The following is a 15818-nucleotide window of genomic DNA, read 5'->3' on the forward strand; positions in this document are numbered from 1 at the left end:
ATCCTTTCAGTGGAAAAATAGAAACAGGGTCAGCAGATAAAGCACAATCAGTCGAATTAGCAGCTCATTGAACTGCCTGAACGTCACTGATTTACTGACCAGGCCACGGTAGGCCTGCACCAGTGCCCATGCGCTGAAAAGGAGAACGACGATGGCGAGCGTACCGAGGATCAAGAGGTTCAGTTGCCCGGGCGTGAGGCTGCTTCCGGTGCCCGCACTCCATCCATTTAGCTGAGAGCCATTCATCGCCATGAGGGCTCCTCAGCACGGTACTGCCCGGTGACTAAAGTGGAGGGTGCTGTTGGCTGCGCGCGCGACGGCTCGAGATAAGTGGATATGCCCTGCCTCATCGTTGAGATGTCACGGGTTGCCTGCTGATAGTCGAAATAAAAGCGAGCGTCCTGATTCTGATTGGCTACGACGCGGGCGCGATCAAGGCCAGCCTGAACCTGATCCAGCTGGCGCATCACGAGTGCCAGCTCATCTTTTTCTGACGCCTGGCAGGTCAGCACCGGCAGAACGGGCAATAACATTGCCAGGATGATTGTGGTGTGACGCATTTGCGACTCTCCCTAATAACTTGTCGTCGGGAGATTGACGCAAACAGGACATGCTGGCAGCAGGAAAATATTTATGAAGGTCAGAAAATTAAATGCCACAAAGTGAGCCGGTTAATACAGATGAACCTTCAAAAAAAAGCCCGCGACATCGAGCGGGCTCCGGGGAACTCCCGAAACAGCTACTTCCTGGGCTATAGGTATTTTTTAAAGGACGCAGTGACGATGGCCAGAACACCGCCAAGTAATAATGCTGATGGCAGCAACAGGAGATTTGGCCAGACAGCAGTCGGCCAGGCCAGATACAACATGCAGGGGCCGTAAAGTGCGGGTTTAATAAAACGTTTGGCGTGATGGTATACAAAGCTCGATTCATATCCAGCTCCGTAACGACGCAAATCTCGACGGACCAGCCCTTCAACTATGCCGGTGATAATCACCAGGCCGAACAGCGGCAGACTCAGGAAAAGGATCATCACCCTGATGAAGTAAATCAGAGTTACCCAGAGCGTAGCTTGCAGGTACTCCCCAAGCCAGCCGATTAGTGAGTCACCGAACCGGTTTATCGTTGGGATAAGTCCAGTCCCCTTCTGACCAGTTTCCCTGAATGATTGAAGCCAATGGCTGAATCCGCTATCGACAAACAACCAGTTCCAGGCGGTATGTACCCACCGCGAAATCGTCTCAACCGGCGCTGCCATCAGTAAACTCCGCGTGTACCCTTCCGACAACCAGTGGCTTTCTGCAACCATCACCCGGTAGCTGTGTGAAGCACCTTCGTCAGGCCAGAGTAAGGCAATGCAGGCATATTCGATTAGCAGGCTAACCAGAAGCGACCCCAGCAGAATGCCAATTAAACTGACAGGAAAATCCCAGAGCAACATGCCGAATGGTCCGGATTGTTTCTGTCGGGATGGCGAACTGCGATTGGCAGTATCTCTGTCATGCTGAGACATTTTGCCCCCCCGAATATGCCGCATCACCGCCTGTCCACCAGGATTCTCCAGTTCGGTAGTTCTGCTCCATGTTGTCAGCCAGCTGCTTCAGGCTCGCGGGCATATAAGGATCGTCGTTATCAGCCGGCAACGGCATCCTGATTTTCCACAGGCGCCCTCCTTCAAGCAGGGCGAATGCCTGCCCTTTCGGCAGGTTGATAACGTCTGAAGGGTTGAGCATCGGGACTTTAACCAGACTGACCTGGTCCTGAACGTTACTGTTAAAATCAGTACCCTCTCCCGGCCGGGATACGTCAGTGACACCCGATGTAAGGGTTTTCTGGTAGACGTCAATTTCTGGTAATTGGTCGGTCAGGAGCATGGCAGTGTTTTTTTCACGCACACGGAGCATAATCAATGAGTTGAAGTTCCCCACTACCTGATTCGCTTTAGCACTGCTGCCTATACGGGCCTCGATGTCCGAAAGAGTCTGCGTGTATGCTGTCACCTGGAAGCCCGCCCCCCCCCCTTTGTTGATGAGAGGAATAAACTCATCACCCATTAACTCGTTAAACTCGTCACAGTGAAGATTTATCGCCACTTTCGAACTTTTTCTACCATCCTCATCACCGAGACCGAATTTATAGATGTGTCCACCTTCGGAAACGAGATCAGCGAACATGCTGTTGCCGACTGCTGCTGCGACAACAGGGTCGGATAGTGCATCGAGGCCGATATAAACCACGCCGCGCGATTTGATAATGTTATGCCAGTCCAGGATCGGCCTCGGATCGTTCAGGTCCGTATAGTCAGGTGCCAGCAATGCGGCCGTTTTACCAGTTGTAAGCTTTTCAAGCAGCGGCAGCAGTGACGCAACAATTTTGTCGAAATACGTTCGATCATATTGCACAGCGCTACGTAGCCCATCCAGCACCGGGTCCCACAGTTTTTTTCCTTCTTCGCTGGCCAGTACCTGCTCAATAGCCCAGATATTCATGCCATTAGGCCTGCCCTGCATGTGACGCGGCAGATCCTTCTCGCTTATACCGCTACCTAACAGCGCTTCGACTGTACTCAGCAACTGTGGTGCCTTTTCACTCAGCATATTCTCAACATAGGTTTCGTACAGTTCACCTATGTTTGTCACGTAACGCAGTATGAGACCGTAATCAGGACGCTGGCCAAGTGCGACCAGCGCACGGGTAATAATATTGACAAATCGCCAGGCAAATTCCCGAAATGCAGCAGAATTGCCCTCTCCGGAGAGCTGTCCTGCAACACGTGATGCTACTTCCGAGATACGGCTGAACCGTCCAACGGCATTGTAGCGAGCGCTTATATCTGGCCATCCGAGGTGGAACACCCAGAAGTTATCCTGACGACCAGCACGGTGTGCCTCGGCATACATTCGCCTCAACAGATCGGCATCTCCTTTCGGGTCAAACACGATGACAACTTCATGCTCGCCTGCAGCGTTTTTACGGCGAATATCCTGTGTGATAAGTAACTCAGCAAGCCGGGTTTTACCGACTCGTGTGGTGCCGATAACCAGTGTATGCCCTACACGTTCTCCGAGATCATAGGTGACCGTAGTTTCATCCAGTTCCACACCATGGTAAATGGGGCTTCCTCCTACAGGGGGCAACGGGCGAAACGGGTTGAGCGCCGAATCAGTTCGTGTCAGCCTGCACAACCACGGCAAGCTGTACTCCATCTTTTTTTCCAGATCGCGTGCCAGGCGATAAATAACAGAAGGTTGTACGTAGACCTCACACTCCGGACGCCTCGCTTCCAGAAGACGCTGCGTATGGCGGGGAGACCACTGGAAGCCCTTGCCAAGGAACAAGTGCCGCTGGCTGACGGGGATCTGCTCGCTGGTCAGTACATATCGGGGCAAACGGCGAATGTTTTGGCGGTAACGGAGTATTTTCATCCCCTCAGATGTACGCTTCAGCGCCAGTACACCAAACCCCGCGGTGGTCACCCAACTGACCGATGGTGCGAGCGCGACAGCCCAGGGGGCCGTAAGGCAAATAAAGGTCGCGCTACCCGCCGCCGCAGCGGAATACAGTTCAACCGCCGGGCGAAGGAGGGATTCCATCACGTACTTGTCGCTCATATAAAAGCCCCCCCCTGGAACGGAGCAAAACTTTTACCATTGAGTTTGAGGAATAAACGAACAGAATCTGTGGCCTTGCGGAATACTGCATGAAATAAATAAAAGAAAAGAAATAACCCAAACATCTGCAAAGAAATCATTACAGACCGGAATATGAAAATCCGGAAAGAAACCAAAAGCCACACCGAACCAATGAACGGTAATTTTGATGTGGAAAACTTCATCTGTATTGCCTCTTTTTTAATGGCCGGAGAACATGTTCAACGGATTCACCAGACAGCAGTAGCAAAAGGGAAGACCCGCTTATGAGCAAAATTTCCGGGTAATCACTGAAATACTTAAAACTGATAAAACCTGTTCGTCCTGTGTGTACGAACAGACCTCTGCATTTTTCTTGTCGGACTAGCTCACCAAACTGACGGACATGTTCAGGACGAACAGCACTGGCAAATCGTTTAGCCTGGACAAGCCACCTTTCCTGACCAATCCAGAACTGACCATCAATACCACCATCACCGCTGTAACTCGGATTACGCCTGACCGGTATTCCTCGCCGCTCTATGGCGGTCAGAACCATCTCCTCGAAAACATAGGGATTAATCTTCCGTAAATATAAAACCTGCTGCCCCGCTTTCAGCTCAGGCAGTTTTAGCAACACCCTGTTAGCCGTCTGTCGATTGCGCTGATGTCTGCGGACACGGGCACTTCTTGTATTACACCGCAGCCAAAAAGCCGTGAGTGAAATGAAAGCCAATAATATGAAAACCACGGTGGTCATTGCGCTAATCCATCAGCGGTAATCAGGACAGGGTAATGCGTCAGTTTCAATCGCTGTGCCAAATCACCGCCGCGAACAGGGACCATCTCAGTACCTGGCAAGAGTCCTCTAAGCGTGTTGAGCGCACTTTCAGTCGTAACATTCACTACCATTCCTGTGGCACCCATCCCTTTCAGTTCAGCACCACGCTGCCGCAACCAGGCTCGGGAAATATCATCATCGCCAATCACAAAAACAGGAGGCAAACCGAGTAACTGCAGTGGGCGTGACGTCACCTTTCCGGGTGTCATTTCAGGTGTATTAACGGGCAACATATCGGAAATAGACAGCGATGACGGAGGTCCAGGCAAGGAGGAAACATCGGATAAATGCGACTCTTCACCTGAATTAATCGCCTCGAATAATGGTCTGGTTGACTCCCCGCCCAGATCCCCGACCACTGTCAGCGAAGCAAAACAACTAAACGCTGCTGTAAGCAGTGATACACAAAAGATGCCATTGAAATATTTATCGATATTTTTTTTCATTGAGGTTCAACCCAGGTTAATGAGTGACTGGCCAGAGCAACCGGCTCCCCTTCAGGGACCTTAATATCAGGTGCGATCTGACTTAGCTTGCGGCGTACGATAGCCATATATTTTGCTGCCGGCTTACCACCGGCCGGGTGGTGATAACAGCCAGCAGCTTTAATCCAGCTTCCAGGCTGAGCGTCATAGCAGGCACGGAGAATTCGGGCCGCTGCACGAAGATTTGTGTAGGGATCAAAAGCATCACGAAAGGATGGGAAAAGATGCCCGTTCCACCCAAGATTGACCTGAGCTACACCGACATCGATACGCTTGAGAGGGTAGCGCTGCATAAATCCAAGAAGTGCCGCAAAGGCCTCCTCGCGGGTTTCAAAGTGGTATCCTTTCCCTGCTACATTAATAGTCCAGGGCCATGGTTTAGACCCCCATGCGGTTTTACGGGTGCTTTCGGCCATCGCCAGCGAGTAAAGCGATTCTGCCGGAACACGCTCGGCAGCAGCAATGACCCGATAAGCCTGCGGAACTACCTGAACACTGCTATTTACATTCACGACCGCCAGGCAACCAGTGCTGACAAACCATAAACAGCAAGCCAGTTTCAGAATGCGGCAATTTGCCATCCCTCTTCTCCCTGCTGCAAAATAACTGGCATCTGACCTTGCCCATAGCGCTGCCACAAACCGCGATCATGATTTAGGGTAATTTGCCGATTACGCACTTTTTCGACTGGTATGCCATGGCTTATTGCCCATGATCTGATTTTTTCGTCGCTCACGTCATTTCCGACAAGGTAAATATCTACCGGTCTGTTGTCGGCGATAACAGCAGCAAGCCGGGCATCACAGCGTGAACATGACTCTTTGACAAATAACGCCAGTCTTCCTTGTGTGTCATGAGCGATACCCGCGGCATTCCCCATATTCACGGCCAATGTTTCAGGATAAAGACGAAGCCAGGCAGTGTTTATTTCTCGTTGAAATGCGAGTTCTTTCTCGGTACGGGCGTATTCGTGTTTTACCCACAATTCAGCCAGCCGACGGCGCTCAGATGAATTGTCTGTCTCGACGCCCAGGGCAGTGAGAGGATCAAGACCAGGGGACATAATGCCTCTGGCTCCTTTCATCAACGACTGATAGCGACTCCAGTCCTCATCTGAAAGCCCCCATTGTTGACCCTGTTGCTGCGTCTGAACCTGGTTTGTTGATGATGCCTGCAGGGATGTCTGCTGACTCCGATTCGATGGGGTGGTAACTGTTGATGCCGCTACACACAACGGCAAGGAAAGTACACCTGCCATCAAAATTCTTCTCATCTGATGCTTCATATGTCTGGTCTCTTATTGAACCTGTAAACTCTGTTGGGCACCGTTCACGCTGAAAACAGCGGTACCACTGTCCTGAATAGAACGAAGCGTCCACCCCAGCATCCCGTCTCCCGGTGAAAGCAACCGCATATCTGATATTTGGGAATTTCCACGGGGGATGACGACTGCGAACATCTGCCCGCCGCGCCGCTCAATGCCGGTCAGTACAAACGGTGCTTCAACAGCTGCGCGCCTGACTGACCGCTCAGGCTTTTTTACGATCTGGCCTGTCCCGGATTTTGAAGTTGTTTTGCTCTTAGTGACTGGTTGCTGGTTCTGCTTCGATTCTTTCTGAGAAGAGTTGCTTTCAGCTTTGCTCAGCCCGGCAACTCGCGATTCAACCTGTGACAACCGTGAGTTAATGTCATCAATACGTTCAGAGTGTTCGTCTATCGCGGTACGCCGCACCTGAGCTTCTGAGGAAAGTTTGCTAATGCTTCCTGTTAATTTTGAATGTTCCCCCTGGAAATCAGCTAACTGGTTTTTTACTGATTCAAGCCCTGATGAGACAGACTCGAGCTGCTTCTCGTGTTTCCGGCTTTGCGCTTCGAGCGAAGTAACCGAACCAGACAACTGGCTCATCTGACCGCTGCGAAAAGCGGCATCCAGGGAGTTCACCCGAATACTCAGGTCAGAGATTTGCTGTGCCATGATCACAATCGTGGCCACAGAACCAACAAGAGAAACAATGAGGAATCCCAGACCTCCAATACGGACTATTTTTTTCAGATTAATGGGAACCAACCGGCGAGCTTCTGGCTCAGCAGGTTCAACTTGCGAAGAAGTAACCTCCGGATTTTCCGCTATAACTTCTTCTTTGATGACTTGACTGACTGACATTTCAAAATCCTTATAGCTGCGCAGAACAGCCATAAGGTGCAAAAAACGTCATTCTATGGCGATGATTAACTCATCTGCCATTTCTGAAGTTTTTTTCGGCAGGGAAACCAGGTCGGAGGGGATCATCTGGAAAGGCCACTATAATAATAGCGCTGTCAAAAACGTCCTTGTTTTAGATGTGTTTGAATCCAGGGGTTCGCAAAATTTCAGAGCGGATTAATGAGCACACGAGTTGGGTCATTAGCTTTGATATTGCCTGGTGGAGGGAGTCGTTCTCCAGAACGAGCAGCAAGAGCCTGAATTCTGAGAAGCTCAAAAGAGGCTTTCTGGATAACGTCTTCCTTTGTTTGCGCTTCAAGTGAAGGATGTTCAAGATCAGGGAAGCGTAAAACAATACCGTTATTGCTGCTCTCAAGTTCAGCAGGATACGGAACAAAGATCGCCGCCAGTTTCTGCGCCTGTCGTTTACGTATATCAAGTTTACTAACCAGCTGCGTCGCACGAAGGTGGGTATAGCGTTTTAGCATCGTCAGGCTCTTATGTCCTGATATCGCTGCAATTTCCATAACATTCAGTGTTCCGAGCTCAAAGAGACGGCTTATAGCTTCGTGTCGTAGATCATGAAAATGCAAATCGACAATGCCTAAAGCCTGTATAACTTCTCGCCAGGCGCTTTTAAACCCATTGGATGTATAACTGAAAACAGGTCCGGATAGAGGGCCGGAATACTCTCTTAATACCTTTCTTGCTTTAAACGACAACGGAACATCCCGTACGCTCCCATTTTTAGTGAGAGGCAAATGAGCGATGCCAATGTGCAGGTCGATATTCTCCCAGCGAAGTGAGAGGATCTCCCCCTGACGCATAGCCGTTTCAAGGGCCAAATGAAAAATGGCTGCCAACTCGATATTTCGTTTTGCCAGCGCCCTGCTAATCTTTCGCTCCTCCTGAGATGTCAATCTTCGGGTTCGCCCTTTAGAGGCCGGTGGTTTTCGTACATGCTCAACAGGGTTATGAGTACATGTTCCCCATTCAATTCGAGCAAGGTTATAAAGGGCAGATAGCAACGCAAGTTCAAGTCGGACACTTGCAGGACTATTAGTTCGCCCCGTTTTACTACTTACTTCAGAGAGTCGCTGATCACGGTATTCTGCAATATCAACCGAAGTAATCTCATGCATGTATCGCCTGGCAAGAGCTGAACGCTTTATAACATTTATCCGATAAAACTCCTGTAGATGGCCCCGCTTTTGCGCAGATGCACAACCGTAATATTTATCAAGAGCTACACCCAGCTCCATTTTCTTAATTCGCTGTCTGAGTTGCATCGCATATTCCTAAAAAGATTAGAAATATATCACATACCACTGTCAATCCGGTGTGTGGAAATCATTCCAAAACAAGTTCTCGATACAGGCTTTCGATGTGGGGAAAAATGTCACTAACAGTGATATTGGAATCCATGCTTATTGCTCATGGACGAACTTAAATGGTTCACCTTTTGGTGGATTTCAGAAGGTATATGCAGATAGTTCAAATCGCTGGTTTGTTACCAATACGCGATGGGGTGATTATGAATCAGGAGGGACAATCACTGTCACTTGCTTAAATCTACCTGGTGCCGGAATTTGACTGTCAATCCGGTGTGTGGATTAGCCCAGGAAAAGGACGTTCAGGATATTACTGTAGAAGGACTTCCTTCGATAAAGGACGTTCAGATGATTACGTAGGTTATACCCCTCGCACCGATGACAATTGCCCTGTTATTAATCCAGGTCAAACACCAAACGGATATTGCAGTTGTATGAAAATCATACTCGACTACTGACTGTCAATCCGGTGTGTGGGCAGGAAGCAATTTCAAGGCTACCACAAGGATTAATACTGGGTATGACGTGATATCAGTTAGCTGTGCCAGTAACGAGAAACTGACCGGAGGAGGAGCTCAATGTAACCCGAATAGTAAGGAGCGACTTAAATGGTCAAATCCGAATGGAAATTCTTGGAGCGCAGCATGTCCAGGAGAGAACCTAACTGTGTACGCTATATGTGCCAGTAATTAACCTGTCAATCCGGTGTGTGGCAAGGAAATGAAATTTCTACTGTTTACCCAGGATATATTGACTATGGATCACATGTAGAAATGTTCGGAACCATATACGGTATTGGCGACGATAGCTGTGTCAACAGCGGATTTCCGGTACTGGTAAGCCAGGTTCTATCGCTTACAGGAAGTGTATCTGATCTTAGTTCTCTGGCTAATGCTGGAGTAACCTCTGCTTACTTTACAGTCATAAATGGAAGCCAATTTCGCGTTTGCGTAAAAAACAAAGATTCAAGCCGCAGCAACAACATTGCGTGGCGTGCATTAGCAATTAAATAAACCTGTCAATCCGGTGTGTGGGTATCTGGTGGAAACTACAGCGGGAATTATTCTTCACTTGGCTCATTTGTGTCAGCTTACACAGCTATCAATACCACCGGTAAGCCCATGACAGTATATGCATCTGGGGGAGTATCCACAGTGAACCGGCACGTCGAGGATGGTGACAATTGCAGAAACACATGGGCTTTGTCAGGTAGTGTTGATGGGCGCGTTATCACCGCCGCAGGTACAGCTAATTCAAGCTGGAGTAAGTCAGGTACGATTAATTTTATCGTACCGGCAGGCTCTTCCTTCACTGTTATGTCTAGCCCGTTACCCTCTTATGGATGCTCTCCAGGGAGTTTTAGCCTTGCTATATACTCATAATCTATGGGAGCTATACCGTCAGAATCGTACTGAAGAAATGCGCAGTAGACTGATATTCCATCCGGCGTGTAGTCAGGCACATCAAAGCCCTTGAGTTCACTACACACAGGATTTGGCGTCTAATTAGTGGCGCAGTTTGCTATAGCCTGGAAGCACGCTGCACCTTTTGAATTGTTCGGTAAGACGATGTAGAACCGGTCATTTACAGGATCAAGAGCCATGGAATCGGGTGAGTTATGATTGGAACCATCAGACCAACTTTTTAAAGTGTAAGAACCACCTATAGCCACTGTACCGGACGGACAATAAGCAGACGCAACCGCTTTATTGGCACAGGTGGTTTCGCCAAAAACGGTTTGCATTTTGATTTTTGATGCGGCTGCCCACACACCGGATTGACAGGAAAGTATGGCTCCAGTGGCGTCGCGGCTTACAAGGCCGTTTGGTGAACAAACTGCGCCAGCAGTATTGACTCCGTCGAGCTGCAAAACTTCTCCTGTAGAAAGTCTTCCATCAGCCCGCACACTTCCACCACGAACCTGACCGCTTGTATAAATATTCTTATTATTTATGACTCTAACCCAGTCATTATCTGACATATAAAAACCGCCGCCATACGTTTCATTTAGCCATCCCTTACTCCCTCGAGTTATGAACCAGCCATTATTTGAACGTATGTCGTTGTTAGCCGTTATTGTATTTCCTGCGGTGACGTTTGAACCGGCAGTAACATTCTGTCCTGTAACAGTTCCATTCGCAGTTATATTTCCAGTGGCCGCCACATCGCCACTAAAATTACCCGTTACGGCATTAATCGTGCCTGTGTTATTAAGATTGTTACCTCCCATATCAATGCTGGTATGCATCGTGTTGAGGTCTGGCTTGCCGGTTACCGAAAAACGATAAAGACGATCATTTTCACCGCGAGCAGCGCCCAGTTCATCTGTGGTCAGTAAAGCCGCAATATGCCCCTGAGTTGTGCTTATCCCAAACTGAGAAAGAGGTAGAGTCCAGCTGCCCATGGCGCCGGTAGCAGTTCCCGACGTCCAGATATAGCCGCCCATACCCGAGGTGATATCCATTGATATCTGGCGCAGTGCGAGAAAAGGCAGTGCCGCACCGTTTTGTGTGTAAACCAGCGCCTGCAGTTGATCTGTATTGGTGGCATTACGAACAACTGCAGCCAGGTAAGCCTGTCCGTCTACGGTCGTCTCGCTGAACCCCTGCTCCAGAAATCCGGTGTTTTTCAGCATAGTGGGAGTAACCGTAACCGGGGTCGTGGTGGTGGCAGTTGAAAGCAAAGTATCGTAATAACGGCCCGTGTAGCTCTTCACAGCCTGTGTAAAGCGAGAAACCTGTGACGCAGTATTCAGCCAGGTCCGCTTTTGCATCCAGTCACTGATAAGCGTAAAGCCCCAGACGCTGACAACAAGGAGAATAATCAATGAAGCACCAGTGCTGAGGATAGCCCAGCCCCGGTCAGTCGTTTTATATGTGAACACAGGCATCACCATGTAATAAGCGGTTGATACAATTTAAACAGGGTCACAGAAATCGCGCCGGCGCACAGCCAGGGTCCCATCGGCCCTCCTTCAGTTATGCGACGAACAGATATCTGCCAGAGCACAAAGAGCACCACGCCGATCAGCAGAGCATAAAGCCCCTCTCGCCCTCCCAACCAGGCCGCAATAGCGCCGGCCAACCAGACATCGCCCAGCCCCAGACACTCACGGGCATGAATCCTAAAGGTGACGTAACGCCAGACACCAAAAATCACCAGCGCAGTGGTAGCTGTCAGGAGGTGCCCTGTAAAGCCGGGAGCGATAAGAGCGGAAAAAAGACCGGCAATAAGGCATCTTATTGTCAATTCCCGGGGCAGAAATCCTGTGAGCGCATCTGTAAGCGTCATCCTGAAAAGAAACAGGCAGAACAACAGAGACATCAGTCGCTCCAGTAGCGGCACAGGGGACAGCATCATGCCTGTTGCCGCTATTGCATAAAGCCAGATGAAGCCGGTGGATGCAGGTGCCAAAAAAGCAGCGGACCATTCCTGATCATCATCCAATATCATCAGGCTGAGACGAACCAGGCTCCTCATAAAACTGAATAAGCTGAGGCATAGAGGAAAAATGATAATGACAGTTGGCCAGGGCATACTCAGCGTCAGCAGTGTCACAGTTTTATTCCCCGTTCATTAAGTAAAAGCCGACGATAAATGGCATAAATCCGGTTGGCGTAGGACTCGCGAGTTTCATGCCGGTCCTTACGAAAACCTGCGTTATAAGAGCCAAGACAGTTCCAGCTTATGCCGCATACCTGAAAATGTTTCGCCAGTATCCAGGTGCCTATCTGAACGTTTAGACACGGACGGTTCAGGAGGTCCTGTGAGCTGCGAATGTAACCCTGCGCTATCAGCGAAGGGATATGCGATGAATTGACCTGCATCAGTCCATAATCGGTACTGAGTGCCTGCCCGGTCTTTTTGTCACGATTAATATTTGTGACACCCGGTCGCAGGCTGCTTTCACCTATGGCTATTGCCTTAACCAGTAGCGGGTCAATGTGGTATTTAGCGCCCGCCGATTCAAAGCAGAATGCATCCACCCGTGGGCAAACCAAAATCAGCAGTAGAAAGGCGGACAGGCGCAGCATGTCATCAGCCGTTATGGGTGAAGACCAGTGTATTGTTACCTGTCATTCCGCTGTCTGATGAGCAGGATTTGCCTGCCTCTTCTGCACTGACCAGACCGTCGCTGTAATCGGTACTGTTAATGGTGATAGCACTGAATGCCCCACCGGAACCGAGTTGAGTAGTGATAGAGATGCAGTCTGCCTGCGGAACTTTCTGCGTTGTAACTGAAAATCCATTGTTAAATCCATTCGATGCCACAGGTGCCAGAACGACCTGACCACCATAACCGTTCCACATCGTAGCGGTACCGGAACTGGCTGTTCCCTGGATAGTCCAGCCAGCCTTTGGTGCGCCCCCCTGCTGGATAAGCGTTCCCGTCATAGTTGTACTGCTCGTAAAGTTATATCCCCCCTGCGCCTGCTTAAGCTGCTGCGCGTTTGTCACGACGGTCTGGAGATTTGAAACCTCAACGGCAACGGACTTTTTCCCCCAAAGACTCCAGACCAGAGCACCAACCAGAGCCAGTACGATAATCGTCCCGATCGCAATGGTACCGTGTTCAAGAATGCCCCAGCCCCGGTCAGGATGATGTTGGCGATGTGGTAATGTCTGAGCTGACATGGCGGTTCCTTAATGTAAGTTGAAAGTGTTCATGTCCTGAATCTGCATCACCATCATCAGGATGAGTAAGAAGAAACTCATAATCAGAACGAGAGAAAAGAGTTTGGTGGCATTCGCCCGACGCGCGACGCGCGCGAGCGCCTGTTCCAGCCAGCGGTCCGCATAATTGGTGATGAGCGAAGCAGCACCATCCCCCTTATCCAGAAGAGAGAGATAGTTCACAGCCTCACGGCTCGGAAAATCATATCCGCTGTTACGCAGAGCTCTGCCAAGTGAATCGCCTTCACTCATGCACTCCATCGCGGCCTCGATGCGTTCCTGCAGCCAGGGCGGTGCAAAACCGTTAAGGATCTGCAAAGCTTTGAGTTCCTGGACACCCGAACCAAGAAGCGCGCCAATATTCATAAGGAATACAGCTCCCTGCAGGTCGTTATAAACAGACCATGGTAGTAACCAGTCAGCACAGCGCCTGAGACGGCCGCGCCAGCGGGGCAGCGACCAGAAAGACAGCAGCACAAGCCCTGCGGCTGTAGCGGCAGAAGCAACACCCCACTCGGAACTCCACTTCGCTACTCCATTCATAAACCCGAGTGCACCGGTCCAGCGAGCTGGATCGGACATTTTGCTCATGGTGGGAACAAGTGCGAGATTGTTGGCCAGTAGTAGCCCCGTACTCAGGATGGCAAGCGCGGCAGGAAATACGGAGGCAAAAATTACCTGTCCAAGAATTCGCCTACGGGCAACAATCAACTTATCAGCCTGCATCAGCGCGGCAGGAATATTACCGGTTTCCATCCCGGCGCTGATAAGCGCGGCCTCTTCGTAAGGTGCCCAGGCAGCCAGAACATCCTGCAGCGCGCGGCCAGGACGGTTGTCGTTCACACCCTCGATGCAGTCCTGAACAAGTTCATAATAAGGATGCCAGCGCCTGCCAAAATCAGTATGTACATCGCCGATCATGGTCAGCGCGTCTTTCAGGGCCTTACGGTTTTCAAGAAGAAAGCGCAGCGTTTCGTAAAATGGCTGGCGGTATTTTCCAGTAAAAGTGGCTCTGACAAGCCGGTAGCGAATCCTTTCAGGGAACGACATTTCCCGGGATGGATAAAAATGGCTGTCACTTTCCATCAGGCACCTCACAATCCATGATGTCATCCTCATCCAGCGGACAGATGAGATCGCCTTCCAGCGGATCAACAAGACCCTCTGCCAGATAACGCAACAGATGCATGCGGCGAGTAATCCCCCCCTGGTTTACCCAGTACTTTCTGGCAACTGAAGGCCCATGTGAAAGCCAAAGTTGCATCAGGCGAGCATCTGTCCGGACAACTTCGGCAATAGCTGTTCGCCCTGTAACGCCACGACTGATAATGCGTCCGGTCAGTGGTACCGTTTTCCGGCAGTTTTCACATCCCTCATAGTTGCGGAAGAAGAGATTTTTCGGTTCGCACAAGCCCGCGACAGAACAATATTTTTCGAGACGCGCGCGGGTTTCTTCATCAAGCTCAGGGACTTTGACTTCCCACGGTACCCGGCAGTGTTCACACAACAGCGGCACCAGACGCTGGCCAATCAGGCCGGTGATGAGTGCAGCATCCGCCAGAAGGTGGCGATCAATACCGAAATGCTCCATACGACGCAGGGAGCCGATAGGGCTCTGGGTGTGCAGGGTCGACAGCACCAGGTGGCCGGTTTCACTGGCGAAAATGGCGGCGAGCAGGGAATACAGGTCACGGATCTCACCGTTCAGGATGGCATCCGGATCGAGACGAAGTGCAGAGGCGTTTCCGTTACTCCAGGCGCGGCTGATGGCCTCCGGTGAATTGTCTTCCGGCATAACGGGGGTCTGAATACCACCCGGAATACGCCCCTCGGGCGGGTTTTCCAGCGTGAGCAGGCGCTTTTTACCGCCGGTCAGTTTCAGCCAGATATCACTGAAAACGCGCAGCGTGGCGCTCTTCCCTGAACCAGTAGGCCCGGTCAGCAGCGTCATGCCTTCCGGCATACGCAGGATCTGCATGATAAGCTTAATCTGCTCAGGCAAAAAACCCAGTTGCGGCAGCGTCGGTATATTGTCCCCGTCATCCGGGATCAGACGCATGACCACTATCAGCCCATCCGGAGTAGGACGGTGTTCGTAGCGGGCGCCATAGAGGCCGGCGCGGCGGGCGAACTTTGCATCGATGCGCCCTGACTGCTCACGACCGGCAAAGAATGACTGCTCGCGCACGTCGCACATGGAAAGATAAGCCGTGGAGGCCAGCGTCATACCCTCCACGTCTTTCACTTCATCCACCACCTCCAGCTCGCCGTGAATACGCAACTGAACGATGCAAATCTTGCGATCACCGCTTATTTCCATATGAATATCAGAGGCATTAAAGTCGTTACCCAGCCTCATATAGCTGATGACCTTATCCTGCGAAACACTGACGTCACGGTTACTTAGATCCGCCTCGCTCACCCCCTGGTTAAGCCCGCGGCCCTGACGTTCTGCCACTTCACGCCGCCGGTTCAGTTCGCTGAGAGTAACAAACTCAGTTTTTGCGTCAGACCATGTACGGGTGACATCCATAACCCAGCGTTGTATGCCAGGGTCTTTTCGCCGGTTGCCGTCGATGAGTAGCGTAACCCCACCAGATGGATGCTGCTCGGCAAAGACAAAATCCATGATTTCTTTATCAGGAGACATCATCA

The 15818-nt window shown here is 50.6% G+C and carries 16 protein-coding genes; all 16 read right to left on the reverse strand.

The window, feature by feature from the left end:
* Window positions 1-6 precede the first annotated feature (6 nt).
* The 16 genes from ACMWKA_RS05305 to ACMWKA_RS05380 all read right to left on the reverse strand — a co-directional run bounded on the left by ACMWKA_RS05305 (window position 7) and on the right by ACMWKA_RS05380 (window position 15813).
* Entirely contained in the window at window positions 7-252 is a 246-nt protein-coding gene (locus tag ACMWKA_RS05305; protein ID WP_001251235.1) for a TIGR03758 family integrating conjugative element protein, read from the reverse strand.
* The gene (locus ACMWKA_RS05310; protein ID WP_001216596.1) at window positions 243-560 is read right to left on the reverse strand and encodes an RAQPRD family integrative conjugative element protein; all 318 of its coding nucleotides are present in this window, start codon (window positions 558-560) and stop codon (window positions 243-245) included. The genes ACMWKA_RS05305 and ACMWKA_RS05310 overlap by 10 nt, the downstream gene beginning before the upstream one ends.
* Before the next feature lie 191 nt (window positions 561-751).
* Window positions 752-1513, reverse strand: a complete 762-nt coding sequence (locus ACMWKA_RS05315; protein ID WP_152043856.1) for a TIGR03747 family integrating conjugative element membrane protein — start codon at window positions 1511-1513, stop codon at window positions 752-754.
* Window positions 1500-3611: a type IV conjugative transfer system coupling protein TraD gene (gene traD, locus ACMWKA_RS05320; protein WP_414760040.1), complete on the reverse strand. Its 2112-nt coding sequence runs from the start codon at window positions 3609-3611 to the stop codon at window positions 1500-1502. The genes ACMWKA_RS05315 and traD overlap by 14 nt, the downstream gene beginning before the upstream one ends.
* Window positions 3612-3831: 220 nt before the next feature.
* On the reverse strand, window positions 3832-4389 hold the full coding sequence (locus tag ACMWKA_RS05325) for a restriction endonuclease (RefSeq protein WP_152043854.1): 558 nt from the start codon (window positions 4387-4389) through the stop codon (window positions 3832-3834).
* Window positions 4386-4916 (reverse strand): integrating conjugative element protein, encoded by a 531-nt coding sequence (locus ACMWKA_RS05330; RefSeq protein WP_152043853.1) that lies wholly within the window; start codon window positions 4914-4916, stop codon window positions 4386-4388. The genes ACMWKA_RS05325 and ACMWKA_RS05330 overlap by 4 nt, the downstream gene beginning before the upstream one ends.
* On the reverse strand, window positions 4913-5536 hold the full coding sequence (locus ACMWKA_RS05335) for a transglycosylase SLT domain-containing protein (protein ID WP_152043852.1): 624 nt from the start codon (window positions 5534-5536) through the stop codon (window positions 4913-4915). Before ACMWKA_RS05335 ends, ACMWKA_RS05330 begins: the two co-directional genes overlap by 4 nt.
* The gene (locus ACMWKA_RS05340) at window positions 5515-6228 is read right to left on the reverse strand and encodes a TIGR03759 family integrating conjugative element protein (protein ID WP_152043880.1); all 714 of its coding nucleotides are present in this window, start codon (window positions 6226-6228) and stop codon (window positions 5515-5517) included. Before ACMWKA_RS05340 ends, ACMWKA_RS05335 begins: the two co-directional genes overlap by 22 nt.
* Before the next feature lie 24 nt (window positions 6229-6252).
* Entirely contained in the window at window positions 6253-7119 is an 867-nt protein-coding gene (locus tag ACMWKA_RS05345) for a plasmid transfer protein (protein WP_152043851.1), read from the reverse strand.
* A gap of 206 nt (window positions 7120-7325) precedes the next feature.
* On the reverse strand, window positions 7326-8447 hold the full coding sequence (locus tag ACMWKA_RS05350) for a site-specific integrase (RefSeq protein ID WP_152043850.1): 1122 nt from the start codon (window positions 8445-8447) through the stop codon (window positions 7326-7328).
* A 1543-nt stretch (window positions 8448-9990) separates the two neighbouring features.
* Entirely contained in the window at window positions 9991-11379 is a 1389-nt protein-coding gene (gene pilV / locus ACMWKA_RS05355) for a shufflon system plasmid conjugative transfer pilus tip adhesin PilV (protein ID WP_284948570.1), read from the reverse strand.
* Window positions 11379-12047 (reverse strand): A24 family peptidase, encoded by a 669-nt coding sequence (locus ACMWKA_RS05360; RefSeq protein WP_152043804.1) that lies wholly within the window; start codon window positions 12045-12047, stop codon window positions 11379-11381. Before ACMWKA_RS05360 ends, pilV begins: the two co-directional genes overlap by 1 nt.
* On the reverse strand, window positions 12044-12523 hold the full coding sequence (locus tag ACMWKA_RS05365; protein WP_076734831.1) for a lytic transglycosylase domain-containing protein: 480 nt from the start codon (window positions 12521-12523) through the stop codon (window positions 12044-12046). Before ACMWKA_RS05365 ends, ACMWKA_RS05360 begins: the two co-directional genes overlap by 4 nt.
* A 4-nt stretch (window positions 12524-12527) precedes the next feature.
* On the reverse strand, window positions 12528-13124 hold the full coding sequence (locus tag ACMWKA_RS05370; protein ID WP_152043805.1) for a type 4 pilus major pilin: 597 nt from the start codon (window positions 13122-13124) through the stop codon (window positions 12528-12530).
* 9 nt (window positions 13125-13133) lie between these two features.
* A complete protein-coding gene (locus ACMWKA_RS05375) occupies window positions 13134-14249 on the reverse strand; it encodes a type II secretion system F family protein (RefSeq protein ID WP_152043818.1) in 1116 nt (371 codons plus the stop codon).
* Window positions 14239-15813 carry a GspE/PulE family protein gene (locus tag ACMWKA_RS05380; protein ID WP_152043819.1) on the reverse strand — a complete coding sequence of 525 codons (1575 nt, stop codon included), beginning with the start codon at window positions 15811-15813 and terminating at the stop codon, window positions 14239-14241. The genes ACMWKA_RS05375 and ACMWKA_RS05380 overlap by 11 nt, the downstream gene beginning before the upstream one ends.
* Window positions 15814-15818 lie beyond the last annotated feature (5 nt).

The organism is Enterobacter sp. 03-F-07-AD-ECC, from assembly GCF_047530935.1.
In the GTDB taxonomy this organism is placed as follows: domain Bacteria; phylum Pseudomonadota; class Gammaproteobacteria; order Enterobacterales; family Enterobacteriaceae; genus Enterobacter; species Enterobacter cloacae.